General features: G+C 51.4%; 22 protein-coding genes. 16 read left to right on the forward strand and 6 right to left on the reverse strand.

All coding sequences use genetic code 11. The features are described 5' to 3' along the window. The first annotated feature begins 129 nt into the window (after positions 1–129). Positions 130–1,467 carry an NAD(P)/FAD-dependent oxidoreductase gene (locus ACYVC2_RS26875; protein WP_461107765.1) on the forward strand — a complete coding sequence of 446 codons (1,338 nt, stop codon included), beginning with the start codon at positions 130–132 and terminating at the stop codon, positions 1,465–1,467. Positions 1,468–1,534: 67 nt separating this feature from the next. On the opposite strand, the gene ACYVC2_RS26880 is transcribed toward ACYVC2_RS26875, so the two are convergent. Then, positions 1,535–2,371: a hypothetical protein gene (locus ACYVC2_RS26880; protein ID WP_461107767.1), complete on the reverse strand. Its 837-nt coding sequence runs from the start codon at positions 2,369–2,371 to the stop codon at positions 1,535–1,537. A gap of 147 nt (positions 2,372–2,518) precedes the next feature. Beyond that, positions 2,519–2,701 (reverse strand): hypothetical protein, encoded by a 183-nt coding sequence (locus ACYVC2_RS26885; RefSeq protein ID WP_461107769.1) that lies wholly within the window; start codon positions 2,699–2,701, stop codon positions 2,519–2,521. A gap of 169 nt (positions 2,702–2,870) precedes the next feature. On the opposite strand from ACYVC2_RS26885, the gene ACYVC2_RS26890 reads away from it, so the two are divergent. The 5 genes from ACYVC2_RS26890 (at position 2,871) to ACYVC2_RS26910 (ending at position 9,042) form a co-directional block, all read left to right on the forward strand. Next, complete coding sequence (locus tag ACYVC2_RS26890; protein WP_461107771.1) at positions 2,871–4,991, forward strand: S46 family peptidase; 2,121 nt, start codon at positions 2,871–2,873, stop codon at positions 4,989–4,991. A 121-nt stretch (positions 4,992–5,112) separates the two neighbouring features. After that, a complete protein-coding gene (locus ACYVC2_RS26895) occupies positions 5,113–5,634 on the forward strand; it encodes a DinB family protein (protein ID WP_461107773.1) in 522 nt (173 codons plus the stop codon). Between the two features lie 6 nt (positions 5,635–5,640). Further along, positions 5,641–7,848, forward strand: a complete 2,208-nt coding sequence (locus tag ACYVC2_RS26900; RefSeq protein ID WP_461107775.1) for a S9 family peptidase — start codon at positions 5,641–5,643, stop codon at positions 7,846–7,848. 67 nt (positions 7,849–7,915) lie between these two features. Further along, entirely contained in the window at positions 7,916–8,596 is a 681-nt protein-coding gene (locus tag ACYVC2_RS26905) for an NUDIX hydrolase (protein WP_461107777.1), read from the forward strand. 11 nt (positions 8,597–8,607) lie between these two features. Continuing rightward, complete coding sequence (locus tag ACYVC2_RS26910) at positions 8,608–9,042, forward strand: nucleoside deaminase (protein WP_461107779.1); 435 nt, start codon at positions 8,608–8,610, stop codon at positions 9,040–9,042. A gap of 143 nt (positions 9,043–9,185) precedes the next feature. Here ACYVC2_RS26910 and ACYVC2_RS26915 read toward each other — a convergent pair whose 3' ends face one another. Continuing rightward, positions 9,186–10,070 carry an OmpA/MotB family protein gene (locus ACYVC2_RS26915; protein ID WP_461107781.1) on the reverse strand — a complete coding sequence of 295 codons (885 nt, stop codon included), beginning with the start codon at positions 10,068–10,070 and terminating at the stop codon, positions 9,186–9,188. Positions 10,071–10,326: 256 nt separating this feature from the next. On the opposite strand from ACYVC2_RS26915, the gene ACYVC2_RS26920 reads away from it, so the two are divergent. From ACYVC2_RS26920 to ACYVC2_RS26930, 3 genes are all read left to right on the forward strand, one after another. Beyond that, on the forward strand, positions 10,327–11,448 hold the full coding sequence (locus ACYVC2_RS26920; protein ID WP_461107783.1) for a lactonase family protein: 1,122 nt from the start codon (positions 10,327–10,329) through the stop codon (positions 11,446–11,448). A gap of 46 nt (positions 11,449–11,494) precedes the next feature. Next, positions 11,495–12,091, forward strand: coding sequence for a 3-keto-disaccharide hydrolase (locus ACYVC2_RS26925; protein WP_461107785.1), 597 nt, complete (start codon positions 11,495–11,497; stop codon positions 12,089–12,091). 165 nt (positions 12,092–12,256) lie between these two features. Continuing rightward, positions 12,257–12,904, forward strand: a complete 648-nt coding sequence (locus ACYVC2_RS26930) for a hypothetical protein (RefSeq protein WP_461107787.1) — start codon at positions 12,257–12,259, stop codon at positions 12,902–12,904. A gap of 12 nt (positions 12,905–12,916) precedes the next feature. Here ACYVC2_RS26930 and ACYVC2_RS26935 read toward each other — a convergent pair whose 3' ends face one another. Next, complete coding sequence (locus ACYVC2_RS26935; RefSeq protein ID WP_461107789.1) at positions 12,917–13,420, reverse strand: DUF6265 family protein; 504 nt, start codon at positions 13,418–13,420, stop codon at positions 12,917–12,919. Between the two features lie 168 nt (positions 13,421–13,588). Between ACYVC2_RS26935 and ACYVC2_RS26940 the strand changes: the two genes are divergently transcribed. The 7 genes from ACYVC2_RS26940 (at position 13,589) to ACYVC2_RS26970 (ending at position 18,265) form a co-directional block, all read left to right on the forward strand. Beyond that, the gene (locus tag ACYVC2_RS26940; RefSeq protein ID WP_461107791.1) at positions 13,589–14,491 is read left to right on the forward strand and encodes a DnaJ C-terminal domain-containing protein; all 903 of its coding nucleotides are present in this window, start codon (positions 13,589–13,591) and stop codon (positions 14,489–14,491) included. Between the two features lie 12 nt (positions 14,492–14,503). Continuing rightward, positions 14,504–14,797 (forward strand): chaperone modulator CbpM, encoded by a 294-nt coding sequence (locus ACYVC2_RS26945; RefSeq protein WP_461107793.1) that lies wholly within the window; start codon positions 14,504–14,506, stop codon positions 14,795–14,797. A gap of 120 nt (positions 14,798–14,917) precedes the next feature. Further along, on the forward strand, positions 14,918–15,529 hold the full coding sequence (locus ACYVC2_RS26950) for a sulfite oxidase-like oxidoreductase (RefSeq protein ID WP_461107795.1): 612 nt from the start codon (positions 14,918–14,920) through the stop codon (positions 15,527–15,529). A gap of 8 nt (positions 15,530–15,537) precedes the next feature. Next, positions 15,538–16,278, forward strand: coding sequence for a ferredoxin reductase (locus ACYVC2_RS26955; RefSeq protein ID WP_461107797.1), 741 nt, complete (start codon positions 15,538–15,540; stop codon positions 16,276–16,278). Between the two features lie 15 nt (positions 16,279–16,293). Next, positions 16,294–16,596: a DUF6510 family protein gene (locus ACYVC2_RS26960; RefSeq protein WP_461107799.1), complete on the forward strand. Its 303-nt coding sequence runs from the start codon at positions 16,294–16,296 to the stop codon at positions 16,594–16,596. Positions 16,597–16,600: 4 nt separating this feature from the next. Next, on the forward strand, positions 16,601–17,065 hold the full coding sequence (locus ACYVC2_RS26965) for a hypothetical protein (protein ID WP_461107801.1): 465 nt from the start codon (positions 16,601–16,603) through the stop codon (positions 17,063–17,065). A 72-nt stretch (positions 17,066–17,137) separates the two neighbouring features. Beyond that, positions 17,138–18,265 (forward strand): DmpA family aminopeptidase, encoded by a 1,128-nt coding sequence (locus tag ACYVC2_RS26970; RefSeq protein WP_461108118.1) that lies wholly within the window; start codon positions 17,138–17,140, stop codon positions 18,263–18,265. A 68-nt stretch (positions 18,266–18,333) separates the two neighbouring features. Here ACYVC2_RS26970 and ACYVC2_RS26975 read toward each other — a convergent pair whose 3' ends face one another. After that, a complete protein-coding gene (locus ACYVC2_RS26975) occupies positions 18,334–20,394 on the reverse strand; it encodes an OPT family oligopeptide transporter (protein WP_461107803.1) in 2,061 nt (686 codons plus the stop codon). Between the two features lie 80 nt (positions 20,395–20,474). After that, positions 20,475–21,143, reverse strand: coding sequence for an AlbA family DNA-binding domain-containing protein (locus ACYVC2_RS26980; protein WP_461108120.1), 669 nt, complete (start codon positions 21,141–21,143; stop codon positions 20,475–20,477). Positions 21,144–21,178 lie beyond the last annotated feature (35 nt).

Here is a 21,178-nt window from a genome sequence, read left to right on the forward strand (position 1 = left end):
GCGAATTCGTATACACTCAACAAATTGAAGCACCTGCCTATGCTATTTTTTGTTCTGTATATAAAACAAAACGTCTGGGAATAAGGTACTAAAACAACAACAACCTGCGTTGCCAGCGCCCGACTGATTATGCTTCAATTCGATAAACTTTCCCTGAATATACCCGATACCCGCAAACCCCGCGTTGTCATCATCGGCGGTGGGTTCGGTGGTATGAATTTAGCCAAAAGTCTGCGCGATACCGACGTGCAGGTTGTGCTTTTCGATAAACAAAACTACAACGGATTCTGGCCGCTGCTTTATCAGGTGGCTACCGCCGGTCTGGAGCCGGATGCAATTGCCGAGCCTTTCCGAAAAATGTTCGACGGCTTCACAGATTTCCATTACCGGATGGTTCGTATCAACAAAATCGACACTGTTACAAAAACGGTAACGACCCTGATTGGCGATCTTCACTATGATTACCTGGTAATTGCCACGGGTTCGAAGTCTAACTTTTTCGGCAATGAGCAAATCCAGAAATATTCGTTTCCGCTCAAAACCATTCCTGAAGCGCTTAACGTCCGGAGCCAGTTTTTGCAATGCTTCGAACAGGCCAGCCTTACGACCGACCCCGCCGAACGACAGAGTTTGTTGAATTTTGTGATTGCAGGTGCCGGACCAACGGGCGTAGAAATGGCCGGTTCGCTGGCCGAAATGCGCAAACACGTACTGCCCAGCGACTATCCAGGGCTGGATTTTAGCCAGATGAACATTTACGTCGTCGAAGGCTTGGGCAAAGTTCTACCGCCTATGTCGGATGAAGCGGGGCAGAAAGCGCAGCGCTACCTAGAAGACCTAGGCGTGATCATTAAACTGAACACCCTGGTTGAATCATACGACGGCGAAACCGTAACCTTCAAAGGAGGTGAGCAAATCAAAACTCAAACGCTGGTTTGGGGGGCAGGTGTAACGGGTGCACTGGTCGATGGGATCCCGGCCGAATCGATCGAGAAAGGACGGGTTCTGGTCGATCCTATCAACCGGGTCAAGGGACTAACCGACGTATTTGCTATCGGCGATATTGCCTTTATGAAATTGGACGATTACCCGAGAGGCCATCCGGGGGTTGCCCAACCAGCCATTCAGCAAGGGAACCATTTGGCCAAAAACCTGCGCCACATTCTTAGAAATGAGCCAACTACACCCTTCGAGTACTTCGATAAAGGTTCCCTGGCAATTGTCGGTCGGAGCCGGGCGGTAGCAGACCTGCCGGGTAAAATTCATCTGGGCGGGTTTATTGCCTGGATGGCCTGGCTGTTCGTGCACATCTGGTACCTGGTCGGGTTTCGTAATAAGCTGATTGTTTTCAGCAACTGGATTTACCGGTTATTTACCTACCAACGCGGTACACGCATCATTATTCGCCCTTTCGTCCGAAAAGACGACAAAATAGGGCAGCAGATTCTTTCACAAAATGAAGCTTAATGTATAGTGGCCGGACTGGCGGACCAGCTTTAGTCCACCAGCCCGGCCACTATATATTAAGCCGATTTTAGCGTGGCTTCCGCTTACCGATCGGATAGTTGAAGCCGAAAGCATATATGTATTGCAGCGAATAAAAGTGCTGGGTCGATAGCCCCTGATGATCAGCACCCAGCCGGGTATTTGTGTAATCGACCCAGGCCCCCTGTAGCTCCGTTTGCAGAAAGAAGTACTCAACTATATCGAGTTTGAGCCCGGTGCTAAGCCCGGCAACAATACCGTGATAGTGAAAATAGCCGTCATCGTTATTGCCCAGTACGGTCGAGATGGTATATGAAATAAGCGGTCCACCGCCGACTTTGCCAATAGCACTCAACCGGAAATTTCGAGACTGCCAGAGCTTTTGGCGCTTCACCAGATTGAGCATGAGGTAATTGTTGCCGTTTGTGTGCTGCAAATGAACGAAATCCGGTGTCACCAGGGTGTCTTTATCAATCTGTCGCTCCCGAATCTGCCCCTGTACGTGAATGACCTGATTATCGGTAACAACATACTTCAGGTGGTTCCAGCTTACCTCGACGCCCAGATCCTGTTTGTTATTGAAAAAATAGCCCAGGCTCAGATCGTATTGGGGAATCGTCAGGCTATTCAGCTTATAAAAATTATCCATATCGGGCCGGTCGTGGGCTTTCGCTTTGATAAACGTAAAGTCATAATTGTCAGTCGTTGTGTTTCGGAAGCGGATGGTGCTGGGCGTGTACCAATCCCGGTTATAGCCCCAGGTGAGGTAAAAACTACCGTGCATTTTTCCCAATTTGAGCGTTTTTTCGGGGATGGACTGCTGCGCCAGACTAAGTTGACAGCAGCCACAGAGCCATACGGCTGCCAGTAAAGATTTACGATTCATACAAGTTGTAAGTGACGGTGGTCTACAGAAACAAATGATCAATAAATCCTTTATCATTTGTTTGAGTTCCCTCGCAAAAAAATTTCCGGATGTATGCGCCTTCCTGGGGCGCATACATCCGGAAATCAGTCACTTATTTGTATTTTCTTACCAGCCATGCCGACCGTAGCCCCCATAAGGACGAGGAGCCGGTGGTGGCGGTACAGGCCGCCGGTAGCCGTAATGCCGACCGTAAGCGGGCCGTCTGTTCGTATAATACGTGGTGCAGCTGCTTACCGATACCAAAAGCATCAGAGCTGTCAGAAATCCGATCAATTTTGAAGTTTTCATGGCGATTGTACTCTTTTTTTGTAATTCATGAGTTAGATAACCCGTACCCGGCATCGATTAATGAGTACGGATTAAGCTTCAGTTAAACTTAACCGCTACCTTAAACGGCCTAAACGTTTAGACTAAATTCAGGTTCTATCCAGATATCACTCTTTTTCTGACTACCGTAATGCGTTGTCTGTCTTATCGCGCTGCTCTAATGGGGAGCGCTTTCCTGCTGCTGGCGGGCCTGGCTTCCGCCCAACCCCTCTCCGATACAACAAAAGGTGGCCCGCTCGACTTGGGCAAGATGTGGACCTTCGACAATCCACCGAAAGCTTATTTTCAGAAAACCTACAACTTCACGGCTGATGATAAATGGTTCGACGAAGCCCGGCTGGCCGCGCTGCGCTTTGCCGACTACTGCTCGGCTTCATTTGTATCTGCCAATGGGCTGGTTATGACCAACCACCACTGCGCCCGAGAGTCGGGAACGGGCGTTACTCGCAAAGGCGAAGACCTCAATGCTACTGGGTTTTATGCCAAAACATTAGCCGAAGAGCGTAAAGTGGATGGTTTGTTCGTCGATCAACTGGTAAGGATTGAGGATATTACCAAACGAGTGCAGGATGCCATGGGCGGTACAACGGCAGCACAGACCGCCGAAGCCCAACTTCAGGCGCGCGAACAGGTTTTCTCGGCTATCAAGCAAGAGTACACCCAAAAGGCAGACTGGAAAGGGATGGAGCTGCAAACCATTACCTTTTACAATGGTGGGCGTTATGCGCTGTATGGCTTCAAACGCTATACTGACGTCCGGCTGGTATTTATGCCCGAATTGCAGCTTGGTTTTTACGGGGGCGATTACGACAATTTCACGTATCCGCGTTACGCGCTCGATTGCTCGTTTTTCCGAGTTTACGATCAGGGCAAGCCCTTACAAACGACCCACTTCTTTAAATTCAATCCGAACGGCGTCCGCGAGGGCGAACCGATTTTCGTGATCGGTAATCCCGGGCATACCGAGCGGCTTAAAACCGTTGCCGAACTCGAACTGGACCGTGATTTACAGGTTCCAGCTACTGTTCAACTTTTAGAAAACTGGTCTGAAATTCTGCGAACGTATAACCAGACGGCCAAAAGCGATAGTATTCTGAACGAAATCTTCAGCTACGATAACAGCCTGAAAGCCTACGGAGGACAGTTGGCCGGCCTACGCGATGCCAGTCTGCTGGCCCGGAAAGCCGTTTTCGAGAATCAGTTTAGAGCTGCCGCCAAAGCCAAAAATCTTCCCGCCGATCAACTAAAAACCTGGGATGACATTGCGGCTAATACAGCTCAGTTACGCAGCCTATTCAAAGATGCCAATTACCTGGCCCCTGGAGAACGGACAACAGGCGAGCTGTTGATGTTCGCCAACATAGCTACGCAGTTCAGCGAGTTGTTGGCCACGCGGCCCCGGGAAGCCGAGCAGGCACGCTCTATGCTGGTAACCCCATCTATAAAAAGTATGCCGCTGGAAGAGGCTTATCTGGCCGCTCACCTCAGCCTGGTGCAGGCCAACCTGGGGGCCAGCGATCCCTACGTAAAAGCAGCGCTGACTGGCACCGATGGCGTCACGAGAACCCCGAAAGAAGCCGCTGCTTACCTAATCAGAAATACAAAGCTGACCGACCCAGCTTTTGTGAGCGAACTGAAAACCCGGCCGAATGCCGCTGCCGCGTCGAACGACCCTTTGCTGGCACTGGCACGCATTGGTTTTCCGCGTTACGTAGCAGCCGCTCGCCAGGCCCGCCAGCTCGTTGAACGGCAGGAAATATTACGGGGCCAGTTAGGTCGGATGCTTTATGACGTATACGGTACGGCTGTTCCGCCCGATGCGACGTTCTCGCTTCGCATCAACGATGGTGTAGTGAAATCATACGATTACAATGGAACAAAAGCCCCCATTCTGACCACGTTTGCCGGGCTGTATGACCGAAACTATTCGTTCGCCGACAAAGCGCCCTGGAATTTACCCGCACGGTGGAAAACTCCACCCCTTGAATTGCTGAAGCAACCCTTGTGCTTTATTTCTACCAATGATATTATCGGCGGGAATTCGGGGAGCCCGATGATCAACAAAAACCGGGAAGCCGTTGGCCTGGCTTTCGACGGAAATATGGAAAGTTTACCGGGCGAATTCATCTTCGTTCCCGACGCCAACCGAACCATATCGGTACATACCGGAGGCATCATTGCGGCCATGCGCTACATCTTCAAAGCCGACCGGCTCATCACCGAGCTGACAGGCGCTCCGGTGAAGAAATAAAGAGAGTAAACACAGAGTCACGGAGAGCACAGAGATTATAATTTTTACTCTGTGCTCTCCGTGACTCTGTGTTTACTAATCATTTCAGTATTTTCGTCATGTATTGACTTCCAACCTGACTATGACAAAATCTGAAATACCCGTAATGCCGCAGTTTTTCGACCGGTACATCAATCTGGCCGACAACACGCTTATTCTCGATGCGCTTACCCAGGGCGCTTCGTTCGAGAACCTGATTCCGGCCCAATCGCTCGAAGCGCTCGGTGATCTTCGCTACGCGCCCGATAAATGGACGGTAAAAGATATCCTACAACACGTTATTGACAACGAGCGGATTATGTCGTACCGGGCCATGCGCTTCGCCCGTACTGACCAGACGCCCCTGCCCGGCTACGACGAAGAGTTATTCGGACGAAATACGAATGCCATTCAGCGTACCATTCCTGATTTGTACGACGAATATGCCGCCGTCCGGCAGTCGAGCATCGCTTTGTACAAAAGCTTCGATGAGACCATGTTACTGCGTAGTGGCATTGCTTTCAATCAGACGATTTCTGTACTAGCTTTAGGCTTTGTTTTGGTGGGTCATGCTACGCATCACGCCAATATTATCCGCGAACGCTACCTGCCGTTACTTTCCTAATAAACTATGCTGAAACAAACGTTCCTCTTCATCGCCATTACGGCGCAGGTCGTCTGTGCCCAAACAAAGTCAAAAGTCACCGTTACAGACCTGACCCGCATTAAACAAGTGGGCGGTATCGAACTTGCTCCCGATGGCCAGCGCGCTGTTTACACGCTGACCACCATCGAGCCCAATCCCGAGCAGAAAGAAGAATACGAGTACAAATCGCACATCTACCTGACCAACTTAAAAGCAGGCGATTCGCGTGCGCTGACGCACGGAGCGGAATCGGCACGGCAGCCTGTCTGGTCGCCCGACGGCAAGCGGATTGCGTTCGTGCGAACGGTAAAAGGTAAATCGCAGGTGTTTATTATGCCGCTGGACGGGGGGGAAGCCTGGCAGCTTACCATCGGTTCGTATTCGGCGTCGAGCCCGAAGTGGTCGCCGGATGGCAAGCGGATCGCCTTTGCGGTTGGTGTTACGATGGGCGAAATGCTCAAAGACAGCGTCCTGAACCCCGGCAAAAAAACGCCAGCCTGGTCGCTGGAAAAACCGGGGTTTGCTACCAATGATTTTTTAATAACGGACAAAAAGATTAAGCCCAATCCAGACGGTTCGCTGGCGGAAATACGGGCCTATCTGAATAAGGACGTCGAAGATAAAAAAGCCAAAGTCTTTAACCGGCTGAACTTTCAGGGCGAAGCCACCACCGAGCCGGAAATTGGTTTTACCCACCTGTATATCATCGACGTGCAGGAAGGCGCAACGGCTAAACCCCTGACCGGGGGCTTTACATCGTTTCAGGCGGCTAACTGGCTCCCCAGCGGCCAGGGCTTGTTCGCCGTTACGGACCGCGACTCGCTGAAACACCCAGACCGTGAACAGGACAATGCGATCGTGTTCATTCCAGCCAACGGTTCGAGAACGCGCACCACGGTTTTAGCCGAACCAGGTAAGAGTTATGGCGCGCCGGAAGTATCGCCGGATGGTCGGCAACTGGCTTTTGCCGTAACCCCCTCAACCGGCGTCAATGCCGTACAGATTGGCCTGGCTACGCTCAACGGTACAACAGCGTCGAATCCGCAGCTTGTTACCTTCGATCGGGCCGCTACGAACCTGACCTGGACGGAAACAGCAGCCCAAGCGAAAGGAAAAAAAGCAGCCACGAGCTATGTCGTTTATTTTACGGCCTCTTCCAACGGTGGGGTACCTCTCTACCGGCTCGACCCAGCCACACGGCAGGTTACGCAACTGACCGACTTTACGAGCGGCATGACCAGCTTTGATGTCGTGGGTAACCAGGTTGTAGTGGCCAAGACCGAAGTAGCGAACCCCTCGGAGCTGTACCTGACCGATGCAACAGCCAAAACCCAGACCAAACTGAGTAATCACAACGACTGGGTAGCGCAACGACAGCTCAGCTTTCCCGAAAAGCGGACCTACAAAAATTCACTCGGGCAAACCGTCGATTACTGGATTATGAAGCCCTCGTTTTTCAGTGCCAATACCAAGTATCCGCTCCTGCTGAATATGCACGGCGGTCCTACGGCGATGTGGGGACCGGGCGAGGTTTCTATGTGGCATGAGTTCCAGTACATGTGTGCGCAGGGCTACGGGATTGTTTACGCCAATCCGCGCGGATCGGGTGGTTACGGTATCAACTTTCAGCGAGCCAACATTAAAGACTGGGGTACGGGCCCTACCGAAGATGTGCTGGCGGCCGAGAGCGACGCGGCTAAAGAAGCCTGGGTCGACACGAGCCGGCAGGTAATTACGGGCGGCTCGTACGCGGGCTACCTAACCGCCTGGATCGTAGGGCACGACAACCGGTTTAAAGCGGCTTTTGCGCAGCGGGGCGTTTATGACCTCACTACGTTTCTGGGCGAAGGAAACGCCTGGCGGCTCGTTCCCAACTATTTCGACTATCCGTGGTCGGCCGATGCAAAGGTGCTCGATGCCAACTCGCCCTATACCTTCGTCCAGAATATCAAAACGCCCCTGCTCATCAAGCACGGCGAAAATGACCTGCGTACTGGTCCTATTCAAAGCGAAATGCTGTATAAAAGCCTGAAAATCCTGGGTCGACCGGTTGAGTATGTACGCATGCCGGGTGCCACGCACGAATTGAGCCGTTCGGGAAATGTTCGGCAACGCATCGATCGGCTGTTGCGGATTTACGAATTTTTTGAACGCTACGTGGGAAGCGAAGCGCAAAAGTCGGCGCTGAAATAAGGCGGGGGCAACCCGTGTTTTTGACTATCATTAACAAATGGTGGGTTACTACCCGCCTTACCTCTATATGAGTACAAAAAAAGAAGCACTTCAGGATGCCCATAAATTCCAGTTCTGGAAGAACCAGATGGAAGCCAATGGCATGAAGATCAATGACATTAAAGACTTCTATATTCGCTATCGGAATAACGGCGAGGTATTGTTTGCGATGCTGGAAGTTGATGCCGACACGCCCGAAGGCGACAAAATTCCGCCAGCTTTATTCCTGAAAGGGCATGCGGCATCGATGCTGGTTTGTCTGATCGATAAAGAAACGAAAGAAAAATTTGTGGTACTGGTAAAGCAGCGACGCATTGCCGACGGCTCGCAAACGTATGAACATCCAGCGGGTATGGTCGACGCCAGCGATGCACCCGATGACGTAGCGGCCCGCGAAATCGGCGAGGAAATCGGCCTGACCGTAACCGCCAGCGAGCTTACCCGCCTGAATCCGCATGCGTGGTACCCAAGCACGGGAACCAGCGACGAGGGTATGCATTTTTTCTACATAGAAAAAGAAATGTCCCGCGATGAGATCATGACCTTTCACCTCAAAAATATGGGTAGCGAAGCTGAACACGAACGCATTACGAGCATAGTGGCGACCATTCCGGAGTCTCAAAAACTTATAACCAACGTAAACGGCCTACTGCTTAACTTCCTGTACCTCAAGCATGTTGACGATTACGAAACTATGAAATTACTGTAAACTAAACCGTTATGGATGAATTCATGCAGGAGGCCATTCGTCAGGCACGCAAAAGCCTAAGCGAAGGCGGCATTCCGATCGGATCAGCGCTTATCAAAAATGGCGAACTGGTAGCGTCGGGGCACAACAAACGTGTGCAGGAAAACAACCCAATCCTGCACGGCGAGATGGATTGTCTGAACAACGCCGGTCGGGTAGGCTCGTTTAAAAACACGGTGATCTACTCGACCCTGATGCCGTGCTACATGTGTGCCGGCACCATCGTGCAGTTTAAAATACCGAAGGTAATTGTGGGCGAATCACGGACCTTTGCCGGCGCCCGCGAATTTATGGAACAGCACGGCGTTGAAGTCATTAACCTCGATCTACCCGAATGCATTGAGATGATGAACCAGTTTATTGCCGAAAAACCGACGCTCTGGAACGAGGATATTGGCGAACTGTAAGTTTGGGTATCGCGGGTTTTAACCCACATGCTTTCAACAAAGCGGGTTAAAACTCGCGATACCGAAAAGCAAAAAGCCTTCGTCTGCCGGCAGACGAAGGCTTTTTACATATTGTAAGTGCATCGGCAGATACCTACCGATCTTTATTTGCTACCGCCAGCCTGGCCGCTCGACAACAGATTGAAGAACTGATCCAGTTTCGGCGTAATGATGATTTCCGTCCGGCGGTTTTGCTGACGACCAGCCGCCGTCGTGTTGTCATCTTTTGGCGAGAACTCCGACCGTCCACCAGCCGTCAGACGCTCAGGAGCAACCCCAAACTTAGCTTGCAGCGTCCGAACAACCGACGTAGCGCGCAGGGCGCTCAAATCCCAGTTGTCTTTGATCGATGCTGTTGCAATGGGGACAGCATCCGTGTGACCTTCTACCAGAATATCCAGGTCTTTGTGGTCGTTGACGACCTTGGCGACTTTGCCTAACACCGTTTCGGCTTTGGGCAGAACCTCGTAGCTACCCGACTTGAACAGAAGTTTGTCCGAAAGCGAGACGTACACAACCCCTTTTTTCACTTCAACCTGCACATCCTGGTCGTTGACGTCGTCCAGCGAACGTTTCAGACTCATCACCAGAGCCAGGTTCAGCGAATCTTTCCGCTGAATCGAAGCGTTCAGGTTGTTGGTGTACTTCGTTTGCTCGTTCAGGGTTTCGAGCGATTTTTTGATGCTCTCCGCACCCGACTTACTCACAATTGACAGATCCGACATCCGGTCGAGAAGGTTGGTATTGGTCTTCTTGAGGTAGTCAATCTGAGCCTGTAGATCACCCACCTGCTTGTCTTTACCTTGCAGGTCGGTGTCTTTAGCCGACAACTGATTCCGAAGATCAGCCGTACGTTGGTCACAGTCATTTAAGGAAGCAACCGCTTTATCACGAGCCTCTTGCAAGGATTTGATTTCAGCCAGTCGCTTCTTACTGTTACAGGAAGCCAGCATCACTACAGCCGAAAAAACAATTAAAACGCGTTTCATAGAAGAAATAGAATTGGACGACAGAAAGTTAGGTTCAACGATATAAGCAGGGTGATCAAGCAAATCGTTTTGCAAAAATAAGTGATTCCACTCAACCATTAAAAAAATGCTATCTATGTAAAACAATTCTTATCGGATTATTTCCCTACCGCTTTGCTAAAATTTTTTAAAAGGTCCTTTCCCCGGCTGCTAAAGCCTAAAATTCCGGTAGTTTATTCTGATAATGTACTTCTTGAACCGACCTGTTATTCATATTATGAAAAAACGCTTTTTAAGTATTCTACTTGGCATCAGCATGACCGCTCAGGCACAGTCGGCCAAAGAAATTATGTACGTGGGTACATACTCGGTTCGGGGCAGCGAAGGCATCTACGTATTTGAGTTTGACCGGAAGGCCGGAACGATGCAGCCGATCCAGACCGCGTCGAATGGGAAGAACCCTTCGTTTCTGGCCATTCATCCTTCTGGAAACTACCTCTATGCGGTCAACGAAGGGCCGGATAAATTAGGGGGAGCCAGCGCGTATGCCATTGATAAAGCCACCGGAAAACTCCAGTTTCTGAACAGTCAGTCTACTCTGGGAGCGGGTCCGTGCCACGTCAGTGTAGACAAAACCGGAAAAACAGCCTTCGTCTCTAATTACGGCGGGGGCAGTCTGGCCGTTTTTCCAATAGGTACCGATGGCAAACTAAGCGCGGCCTCCGACAGCGTTCAGGACAACGGCACCGGTCCCAATGAAAAGCGGCAGGAAAAAGCGCATGTACACTCGGCAACGCTCGCCCCCGACAACCGCTTCCTGTACGTGGCCGATCTGGGTATCGACAAGCTGAATATCTACGACATCGATGTGAAAGCCAGTCAGGTGAAACCAGCATCAACTCCTTACGCCAGTGTAAAGCCGGGGTCTGGGCCGCGCCATTTTACGTTCCACCCTAACGGCAAATACGCGTACTTGGTGGAAGAGCTGACCTCTACGGTAGCGGTATTCTCCCGCAATGCGCAAACCGGGGCGCTGACACTACTTGAAGACAATGTCAAAACGTTGCCGGACGGGTTTACGGGCCAGAATACCAGCGCCGATATTCACATCGATCCGGCGGGAAAATTCCTGTATCAGTCGAACCGGGGCGCAAACACCCTGGCTATTTTTTCGATCGGCAACGACGGAAAGCTGACTAAAGTTGGTGATCAGCCGACGGAAGGAAAGACGCCACGGAATTTCCTGATCGACCCGAAAGGTGATTTTATCTTCGTAGCTCATCAGGATTCGGATAATATCACGATCTTTAAGCGCAATCAGAAAACCGGAAAACTGACCTACACCGGTCAGTCGGTGCCGGTGCCTGCTGCGGTTTGCGTACTTATGGCTAACCGATAGCGTTCTGATTCAATTCAAGTAGCAACCTCATAACTAACGTCTCTGAATGAAATACTGCATTGCCTTTAGCCTGCTCCTCAGTGTACTCGCGTTTACGGCTCCGACCAAAACACTCAAACTTTTCAACGGAAAAGATCTGGCTGGCTGGAAAATTTACGGCACCGAAAAATGGTTTGTCGACAACGGCGAACTAGTCTGCGAAAGCGGCCCCGACAAAGGCTACGGCTATCTGGCCACCGATAAGTTTTACAAGAATTTCGATCTGACGCTCGAATTCAAGCAGGAAGCCAACGGAAACAGCGGTGTGTTTTTCCGCTCGACCATCGAAGGCACGAAAGTGAGTGGCTGGCAGGTCGAGGTAGCGCCCCCCAACCACGACACGGGCGGTGTATACGAATCGTATGGCCGCGGCTGGCTGGTTCAGATTCCTGACGAAAAAGAAACCATTCTGAAACCCGAGCAGTGGAACAAAATGCGGATTCGGGTAGAAGGAGACCATGTGCAGACCTGGCTCAATGGCAAAGAAATGGTCGACATGCACGACGCAAAAATCGGCGCAGCCGATGGCTCTATCGCCCTGCAGATTCACGACGGTGGTGGCATCCGGGTCCGCTGGAAAAATCTGGAACTCAAACCACTCTAAGCGCAAAAAGAAAATCCCCGGACCAGCCAGTTCGGGGATTTTCTTTTCAATTGACGGTTGTTATCCGTACCTCCGTTCCGACCACTTATTCGCTCCCCGGCTCCAGATACCAACTACCTATGGCAGATGCGTTTTGAGAAGCGGTAGTTTGACAGAAAAACACGTATGTTCTTCTATCAACAGCTGGCCCCTGCGCTGGCAACCAGCTTCCTCATGACTCAATCCATAGCTCAATCAATGCCAGCACCGCTGACTGGCGAGTACTACCTGCGCGGAGTTCGCGAAGTAGGTTCGGGAATCAAGCTAAATGCCGACTCCACATTCGAATTTTTCTTTGCCTACGGTGCGCTCGACCGAGCCGGAAGCGGGACCTGGACGCTACAGGGCGATCAGCTTGTGTTGAACAGCCGCCCACGCCCGCCAAAAGATTTTGCGCTGGTTACCAGCCGCACCGTTCCCGGCAATAAGCTCACCATTCGTATCGTCGATCCGAACGTTCAACTACTACGTTATGTCGAATGTGCCGTAAAAAATGGTCCTGATGTCAGCCGGCAAACCACCAATGAAAAGGGAGAAGCGTATTTTGCCAAACAACCCATCGATGCGATATCCGTACTGTTTCGGTTGTGTCCCGACCGGTATTCGGTTTTCGATATTCCAAACAAAGCGCATAACTACTTCGCATTCCGGTTCGAACCCTGGATTTCGGAAGTATTTTTCGAGAACGTAGCCTATACCATTTCTGGCAGCGACCTCAATGGGCCGCACCCGCTACTGGAACCTGGAAAGACTTACTCGTTCGAACGGCATTGAAACCCTTAGAGCCTACTTTACACGATTGAAAACGAATAGATCGCTGAAATTCCATTTACCATCTTTTTGCTGCCCCCGCTGAATGGCGAGTTGATCAGCCGACCGTTTTTCGTAAATGATGCGGATCGACCCATCTTCTTTCTCGAATAAGGCGCGGTTCTTGCCCGATTCGATAAACCGGTAGCGATCGGATTTATCTTTCTCTTCCTGCCCCACCAGACCAGGTTTGAAATGCTTGACCAACACGATCGGCCCCTGCTCGGTCTGTTCGAAGATCAGCATCTCATACATCGTTACTTTGTTGTCCTTCATCATCCGCATAAACCCAGTCAGGTTATCACCGGCTGGTGGTATCCAGGCCGCTTCGATCGGGCCACCGTTGAAGGTTCCGAGCCAGTGCCCTTCCATAAAAGCGACATCGGATAAAGACCCTTTCTGAGCAGCCGTTTGAGCGTAAGTAATAAAGGTTAAGCAGAAACAGCAGAAAAGAAGACTGGTAGAGCGTATAATGTTCATGAATGTTTGAGTTAACTTATGATTTGATAAGTAAGGGACAAACACGGAATATTTACTACCATCTACTTTGTTAACAAAGTAAGTTTTTAGGACTCTATATTTTCACAACCTTCTTCATTTCTGCTGTGTTTATATACCTGATTAGTACTTAACATTTCCCCACCAACTATGGATTTTATTGATTATTACAGCGTTCTGGGCGTTCCAAAAACGGCTTCAGACGACGATATCAAGAAAGCATATCGTAAGCTGGCCCGTAAGCATCACCCGGACCTGAATCCGAACGATGCGGAGGCCAACAAGAAATTTCAGCAGATCAACGAAGCCAACGAAGTGCTGAGTGATCCGGAGAAGCGCAAGAAATACGATCAGTACGGGAAAGACTGGCAACACGCTGACCAATTCGAACAAGCGCGGCAACAGCAGCAGTCACGCCAGCAATATAGCCAGAGTACTGCCGGTGACTATGATTTCTCCGGCGGTTTTGGAGGAGCCGATTTTTCGGATTTCTTCTCGTCGCTGTTTGGGCAGGAAGCGAGTACGCGTGGGGGGCGTCAGGCTCAGTTCCGTGGCCAGGATTACCAGGCCGAGCTCCATCTCAACCTGCACGATGCGTACACGACGCACAAGCAGACGATGACCGTGGATGGCAAGAATATCCGTATCACCGTGCCCGCCGGAATCGAAAACGGTCAGAAAATAAAGCTGGCTGGGTATGGATCGCCGGGAGTGAATGGCGGCCCGAACGGCGATCTGTACATTACGTTTGTCATTACCGACGACAGCCGTTACAAACGCAAAGGCAACGACCTGTACGTCGATGAAGAAATTGATTTATATACGGCTATGCTGGGAGGAGAGCGCGTCGTTGAAACGATGGATGGGAAAGTAAAACTGACCGTGAAGCCCGAAACCCAGAGCGGCACAAAAGTCCGGCTGAAAGGCAAAGGCTTTCCCATTTATAAGCAGGAAGGCGCGTTCGGTGATCTGTACATTACCTGGCAGGTGAAACTGCCCACTAACCTGACCGATCAGCAAAAAGAGCTATTCCGTCAACTAGCCGCCCTTTAACCTTTTGAACGCATGCAAACGACTCATCTGATATCCGTCCGCGAATTCTGCGTCCATCATCATATCGAAATCACTTTCGTCGAATCACTGGCTGACAACGGGCTAATTGAAACAACGACGGTGGAACACACGATCTACGTTCATCCGGAGCAGTTAGGGCGGCTGGAAAAATTCGTCCGGCTGCATCAGGACCTGGCTATTCATCCCGACGACCTGGATGTCGTCAGCGATCTGCTCGACCGGGTAGAACACCTGCAGCAGCAAGTTACCCAGTTGCGTAACCGACTGATTTTCTACGAGCCCTGATTTTCTGCCCTTTATTGACAGAAAACCCTTTTTGGCTATATTGGTACCGGCTACAGCCTTAGTCTGTTCAGGATCAGATTAGATGGTAGCCGGTAATTCCACCTTATAACCGGATCAATTATGGCTTTCTTCAACAAAGGGTTCGGACGAAAACGCGAGTCGTCTGCCAGCGACCGGATTCCACCCGGTCAGTACGAAACGCACGACTTTCCGGTGCTGACGGCGGGTCCGACACCGCGTATTCCTCTGCAAACCTGGACTTTTTCGCTGGAAGGTCTGGTGGAAACGCCCATGCAGTGGACTTGGGAACAACTGAACGCTTTACCGCAGCAATCGTTTACCAACGACATTCACTGTGTAACGAAGTGGTCGAGGCTGGATACGCACTGGACCGGCGTCAGCATCGATACATTGCTCGAATACGTTACACTACCCACAGAAGCCCGCTACGTTATGGCTTATTCCTACGGCGACTATACCACTAATATCCCCCTGGATGACCTGCGAAACGGAAAAGCCTTTATTGGCATCAACTTCGACGGAAAACCGCTGGCACCCGAACATGGCGGACCGGCTCGTCTGGTTGTTCCGCATCTGTATTTCTGGAAAAGCGCCAAATGGATTAAAGGGCTGCGGTTTATGGAGTCTGATAAACCAGGTTTCTGGGAACGCGGTGGCTACAGCATGTATGGCGATCCCTGGAAAGAACAACGTTACCGCACAGACGACTGACTAACGGCATGGAAAAATTTGGGTGGCAGTTTGCTCAGGTAAAGGCTATTAAGCAGGAAACACCCCGGGTTAAAACATTTACCTTACAGCTTCCGCAGTGGATTCCGCATCTGGCAGGCCAGCATTATGACCTTCGGTTAACAGCGGAGGATGGCTACCAGGCCGAACGGAGTTACTCGATTGCTTCCCCACCGGAGCAGATCGGCGAAATCGACTTGACGATCGAGTTGATTGACGATGGCGAGGTATCGTCTTACCTGCACGACGGTGTTTCGGTGGGCGATCCACTCGAAATACGCGGACCGATTGGCGGTTATTTTGTCTGGAAAGACACGATGGCGAATACTCCGCTTCTGCTGATTGCAGGTGGTTCGGGCGTTGTACCGCTGATGGCCATGCTTCGCCACCGGGCCCGGACTGGTGCCAAAAATCAGACGGTGCTACTCTTCAGCGTTCGTACGCCCGAAGAAACCATTTATCAGCAGGAGTTGATGCGCTTAACCAGTCAGGATTCGGAGTTTACGCTCATTGTCACCTACACCCGGCAGACGCCTTCAGGCTGGTCGGGCTATCAACGCCGAATCGATCGTGACATGCTTACCGATGTACTGGATCGCTTCCACAGCCAGCCGAGTTGTTTTATCTGCGGGCCTACCCTGCTGGTCGAACAGGCTGCGAATACGCTCGTCGATTTAGGCTTGCCAACAGACCTCGTCCGGACCGAACGCTTTGGTCCGACCGGTTCATAAGAAAAGATGTATTCCATGCTTACAGAAACCGACACGATCAATGAGGCTCTGCGGTTAGATGGCAATGCCATAGCGGGAGATTTACGGATGTGGCTGGATTTCGATGCGACGATCCTCCAGACTACCTGTAGCCATTGTCATAAAGAGGGCCTTTTCGCCAACCTGGTGGCCTACGTTCGTGGACCGGGTATTGTGTTGCGTTGCCCATCCTGCGAAGGGCTTATCGTTCAGATCGTTAAAAGGCCTAAGTCGGTCAGTATTCTGGTAGAAGGCAACGTAGCGGGTTTGCAAAATACAGAGATTTACGTTAATCAGTAAGTGCATGCGCCTTATCGTACCGATTGTTTTCCTGTTGTTTCTGTCCAGTTGTGGTCGGAAGAAAACCCAAACCGACTCATCGGTCACCACCGATTCAGTTGCGGTATCCTCAGCGTTGAACGTGGTCCGACCCGATACACTGTGTTTCCGACAGGTGGTCGGGCGTGATTCCACTACGCTGCAACTGATTATCCGTGATTCGGTAGTGACTGGCCAGTTGAACGTGTTGCCTTTTGAAAAAGACCGGGCGCAGGGAGCCATTCAGGGAACGCTTAAAAATAACCAGATCATTGCCGACTGGCAGCGCTCCGGCGAGGGCGTAACGCAATCCTATGCGGTGGCTTTGACCCTAAAAGGCGATTCCGTCACCTGGCGCGAAGGCGAGCGCGTCGAAAAAGGAGGAAAATGGATTCTGAAGAATCCCGGGCAGGGATACGAGTATGTTTTGATGAAGACGGATTGTTTATGATCTAAGGTATCGCGGATTGAAATCCGCTTTGTGGTTACTTGAACGGCGAATTAACATTCGTAATCCATGCCAATGCCATCTCCCTGCCGCACGTTCTGCTTTTTATCACTTATTACTCTTTTCAGTGGCTTAGCCATGGCGCAAACGCTCAAACGCCCCCGCGAATATGGGATTCGCTTTGGGGTTGTGCCCACCGGACCGCTCAATGCCATCACCGATGTACCGGGCGTGCGTGTCGGGCAGACAACACTTAGACAGGGCGAGAACGTCCGTACGGGCGTGACGGCTATTCTGCAGCATAACGGAAATCTGTTTCAGCAGAAAAGTCCGGCCGCTATTTACATCGGCAATGGTTTTGGCAAACTAGCTGGCTATAGCCAGGTAGAAGAACTGGGTACGATCGAAACGCCCATCGTTCTGACGAATACGTTAAGCGTTCCCACGGCGGCCGATGCCCTGATCGACTATACCCTGGTTCAGCCCGGCAACGAAACCGTTCGCTCTGTCAATGCGGTTGTGGGTGAAACCAACGATGGGTTTCTGAACGACATCCGCGGACGACACGTAACGAAGCAACACGTACTCGACGCCATACGCCAAGCAAAAACCGGTGCCGTTGAAGAAGGCAATGTTGGTGCTGGTACAGGAACTGTTTGCTTCGGATTTAAAGGCGGCATCGGCACCTCGTCCCGAAAACTACCGGTCTCGCTGGGTGGCTATACGGTCGGGGTGTTGGTTCAGACAAATTTTGGCGGATCGCTGCAGGTTGCAGGCGTACCAGTTGGTGTTGCTTTGGGGCGCTATGAGTTCAAAGAAAAACTCGACGGATCGTGCATGATGGTGGTACTGACCGATGCCCCCTTAGACGCCCGTAACCTCAGACGGCTGGCGAAACGAGCCTTTATGGGGCTGGCCCGTACAGGAGGTATTGCCTCCAACGGCAGTGGCGACTACGTAATTGCGGTATCGACGGCGTACCGGATTCCGCACGAGACGACCAGCTTGTTCGATGAGGTTAAGGTTTTACGCAACGACAATATGTCGCCCCTTTTTATGGCGGCCATCGAAGCAACCGAAGAAGCGATTATTAATTCCCTCTTTGCTGCTCAAACCCTGACGGGCGATCAGGGCCATAAAGTAGATCAGTTGCCTGTAGAAAAGGTTGTGGACTTGTTGAAAAAAGCCGGACTGCTTCGGTAAAAGTTTTTTGACAGGATTGCCAGGATTTACTCTCCGCTAAAATCATGGCAATCCTGTCAAAAAACTTTTTATCGTCTGCTTTCCGCTACGCGCCATAGAATCCCGGCTAGTCCGGCGAACGCTAACGCGCCCAGCAGCATATACCCTTCTTCACCTAAACCGCTGGCCAGGGCTGGCTCCAGGGTCATTGACGCCAGGGCATTATAAACCGACTCATTTACCGATAACAACGCTACGGCGACACCCGCTAAGGCTCCGCCTGCCACCAGGCCAGTAGCGAACAGATTGCCTTTACCCAGATCGGCATCTTCTTCAACGATACCCTTCCGCTTCGCATTCCAATCAACAATCGATTTAACCAGCCCCCCCGTGAAAATTGGTAGTGTAGTCGACAGAGGCAGGTATAAACCAACGGCAAAAGCCAGCGCGCTGACACCGCACAACTCGAACACAAAAGCCGTAAACGCGCCGACAAGTACGAACTGCCAGTCGAGGTTGAAAGACAGCAATCCTTTGATAAGCGTAGCCATCAGCGTTCCCTGTGGAGCCGGAAACTTGTCGGAACCGATGGCGTGGGTAATGCCCTGCGCCAGCAGATCGGGCGTGGGTGTATCGAGAATTTTTACCGTAGCCCCCACAACCAGCGACGACACAATGACGCCAATGAACAGTGCCATCTGCTGATATTTAGGAGTAGCCCCAACCAGATAGCCTGTCTTCAAATCCTGCGAAGTACCACCGGCGTTAGCTGCGGCTACGCAAATCATGCTTCCCACGACCAGAACGGCCGGTTCGTACATTTTTCCGGTCAGACCAAAGCCAATAAATACCAGCGCCGTTCCCATGATCGTCGCAATGGTCATACCCGAAACGGGCGACGAGCTGGAGCCGATCAATCCCACAATCCGGCTGGCAACGGTTACGAAGAAGAACCCAAAAACAATCACCAGAATGGCAATCAGCAGCTTGGTCAGGATGGAATCGCCGGGAATTTGCGGGAGGATCACCATCAGGGCAGTCAGGGCAATGCTGCCAATTACAACGATCCGCACGCTCAGGTCCTGTTCTGTGCGGGCGGTGAGACTGCTTTCGCTCAGTTGCTCTTCCTGCTCCATAGCACCGATCGACGACTTACTGAAGCTTTGTTTAAACGATGAGACAATGGTCGGAATCGTCTTAATGAGCGTCATAAAGCCACCAGCCGTAACGGCCCCCGCTCCGATCTGTCGGATATAGGCCCGATAAACAGCCGCAGCAGTGTCGGCGAACGTATGTGTAGCAGGATTCCAGCCGCCCGGCCCACCGGCGGTTTGCAGATTAGTCAGATACCCAAGTTTTTGAAGCTGTAGTGCAATGGTATCTCCCGGCACCACCGACGCCAGCAGCGGAATGAACCCCAGCCAGGCCAGAATGCCGCCACCGACCAAAACAGCCGAAATCCGAAACCCGATGATGTAGCCTACGCCCAGGTATTCCGGCGTAATCTCTCCGGCTACTTGGGCCGACGGAAAATAACGATTGGTTTGTTTGGTCGCCCAGACGGGAGCTTCTGCAATAACGTGCAGCACTTTCTGCAGAAAGGCATACAGCAAGGCAACACCCAGGCCCTGGTAAGCGGTTTTTGCAAAATCTCCACCTTTCTCCCCGGCTATCAGCACCGATGCACAGGCCGTACCTTCAGGATAAGGCAATGTACCATGCTCCTGCACGATCAGCGATCGGCGTAGCGGAATCATCATCAGGGTGCCGATCAGACCACCCAGGATAGCGAGGGTTAGAATGGTCCAGTAATTAAAAAAATCGGCTCCGCTTCCGTTCGTCAGAAACAAAAATCCTGGCATGGTAAACACCACCCCCGACGCAATGCTCTCTCCTGCCGAACCGGTCGTCTGAATAATATTATTTTCAAGAATGGTCGTGTTGAGAAACTTCCGTCCGAGTGAAATAGCCAGCACCGCTATGGGAATGGAAGCCGACACCGAGAGGCCAGCCTTCAAGGATAAGTAAACCGTAGCCGCTCCAAACAGAACGCCAAAAACCGCTCCCGTAATAACGGCTTTCAGAGTAAACTCGGCGGGTGATTCGGTGGCGGGAACAAACGGTTGGTGCGTTGGTATGGGCTGGGCCATAGTCTTAAGGGTTATCATGCGGCTTTATAAGCATGACAAAGTAAGACATTCCCGATCGATACGGAAAATTGGACTCGATTTTACTGTACGGCCCGCGTTGTATAGCGGTCTACCACATCGCTGGGATGAATTTCGAGCACGTGCGCCAAGACCAGCAGCACTAAGGTACGGGAAGCAATTTTCCGGGAAATTCCGGCAATGGACGCAAACAAATCGACTGTGATGCTATTATGCTCACCCAAGTGTTGCATGAGTTTCCGCTCTTTCTCACCGTACGTAAACCGGATATCGCGGTCGGCTTGTTCACCCTTCAAAATTTCGCGCACTTCGCGGCTGGCCTGCACCGACTTGTCGCCGACACGCACGTACACTTTCTTATCGTCGGGGTTGGTCGGGTCCGGAAGAATGTAATGCGGCCGGGTTGGGCTACGGGGTACTCGAATAACAAGAACTTCGCGCTCGTCGTAGAGTTGGACGCGTTCGATGGTGTACGAAATGCGGGGAAAGCAGTATTTGTTGATGGCCCGGACGAGTAGGTATTCGTCCTCATCGGCGTATTTCAATCCGGGAATCTTCTTATCATCGCCGACGCCGATGAGCATGATACCGCCGTTTGTATTAGCGAAAGCTACCACGCCCCGAATAATTTTCTCGGGATGATTTGTTTTCAGCTTGAACTCTAAATTGCTACCCTCTCCCCGTTTGACCAGGTTTTTGAGCGCCTGATAGTCCATAACCGATGGATTCAGCTGGTTGAGCTCCGAATTGGGATAAATATACGGCT

This window comes from Spirosoma koreense (genome assembly GCF_054777875.1).

Bases quoted from the DNA above. Each gene is read 5' to 3' on its own strand.
- ACYVC2_RS26875 (WP_461107765.1), top strand. From the start codon at position 130: ATGCTTCAATTCGATAAACTTTCCCTGAATATACCCGATACCCGCAAA.
- ACYVC2_RS26880 (WP_461107767.1), bottom strand. From the start codon at position 2,371: ATGAATCGTAAATCTTTACTGGCAGCCGTATGGCTCTGTGGCTGCTGT.
- ACYVC2_RS26885 (WP_461107769.1), bottom strand. From the start codon at position 2,701: ATGAAAACTTCAAAATTGATCGGATTTCTGACAGCTCTGATGCTTTTG.
- ACYVC2_RS26890 (WP_461107771.1), top strand. From the start codon at position 2,871: ATGCGTTGTCTGTCTTATCGCGCTGCTCTAATGGGGAGCGCTTTCCTG.
- ACYVC2_RS26895 (WP_461107773.1), top strand. From the start codon at position 5,113: ATGACAAAATCTGAAATACCCGTAATGCCGCAGTTTTTCGACCGGTAC.
- ACYVC2_RS26900 (WP_461107775.1), top strand. From the start codon at position 5,641: ATGCTGAAACAAACGTTCCTCTTCATCGCCATTACGGCGCAGGTCGTC.
- ACYVC2_RS26905 (WP_461107777.1), top strand. From the start codon at position 7,916: ATGAGTACAAAAAAAGAAGCACTTCAGGATGCCCATAAATTCCAGTTC.
- ACYVC2_RS26910 (WP_461107779.1), top strand. From the start codon at position 8,608: ATGGATGAATTCATGCAGGAGGCCATTCGTCAGGCACGCAAAAGCCTA.
- ACYVC2_RS26915 (WP_461107781.1), bottom strand. From the start codon at position 10,070: ATGAAACGCGTTTTAATTGTTTTTTCGGCTGTAGTGATGCTGGCTTCC.
- ACYVC2_RS26920 (WP_461107783.1), top strand. From the start codon at position 10,327: ATGAAAAAACGCTTTTTAAGTATTCTACTTGGCATCAGCATGACCGCT.
- ACYVC2_RS26925 (WP_461107785.1), top strand. From the start codon at position 11,495: ATGAAATACTGCATTGCCTTTAGCCTGCTCCTCAGTGTACTCGCGTTT.
- ACYVC2_RS26930 (WP_461107787.1), top strand. From the start codon at position 12,257: ATGTTCTTCTATCAACAGCTGGCCCCTGCGCTGGCAACCAGCTTCCTC.
- ACYVC2_RS26935 (WP_461107789.1), bottom strand. From the start codon at position 13,420: ATGAACATTATACGCTCTACCAGTCTTCTTTTCTGCTGTTTCTGCTTA.
- ACYVC2_RS26940 (WP_461107791.1), top strand. From the start codon at position 13,589: ATGGATTTTATTGATTATTACAGCGTTCTGGGCGTTCCAAAAACGGCT.
- ACYVC2_RS26945 (WP_461107793.1), top strand. From the start codon at position 14,504: ATGCAAACGACTCATCTGATATCCGTCCGCGAATTCTGCGTCCATCAT.
- ACYVC2_RS26950 (WP_461107795.1), top strand. From the start codon at position 14,918: ATGGCTTTCTTCAACAAAGGGTTCGGACGAAAACGCGAGTCGTCTGCC.
- ACYVC2_RS26955 (WP_461107797.1), top strand. From the start codon at position 15,538: ATGGAAAAATTTGGGTGGCAGTTTGCTCAGGTAAAGGCTATTAAGCAG.
- ACYVC2_RS26960 (WP_461107799.1), top strand. From the start codon at position 16,294: ATGCTTACAGAAACCGACACGATCAATGAGGCTCTGCGGTTAGATGGC.
- ACYVC2_RS26965 (WP_461107801.1), top strand. From the start codon at position 16,601: ATGCGCCTTATCGTACCGATTGTTTTCCTGTTGTTTCTGTCCAGTTGT.
- ACYVC2_RS26970 (WP_461108118.1), top strand. From the start codon at position 17,138: ATGCCATCTCCCTGCCGCACGTTCTGCTTTTTATCACTTATTACTCTT.
- ACYVC2_RS26975 (WP_461107803.1), bottom strand. From the start codon at position 20,394: ATGGCCCAGCCCATACCAACGCACCAACCGTTTGTTCCCGCCACCGAA.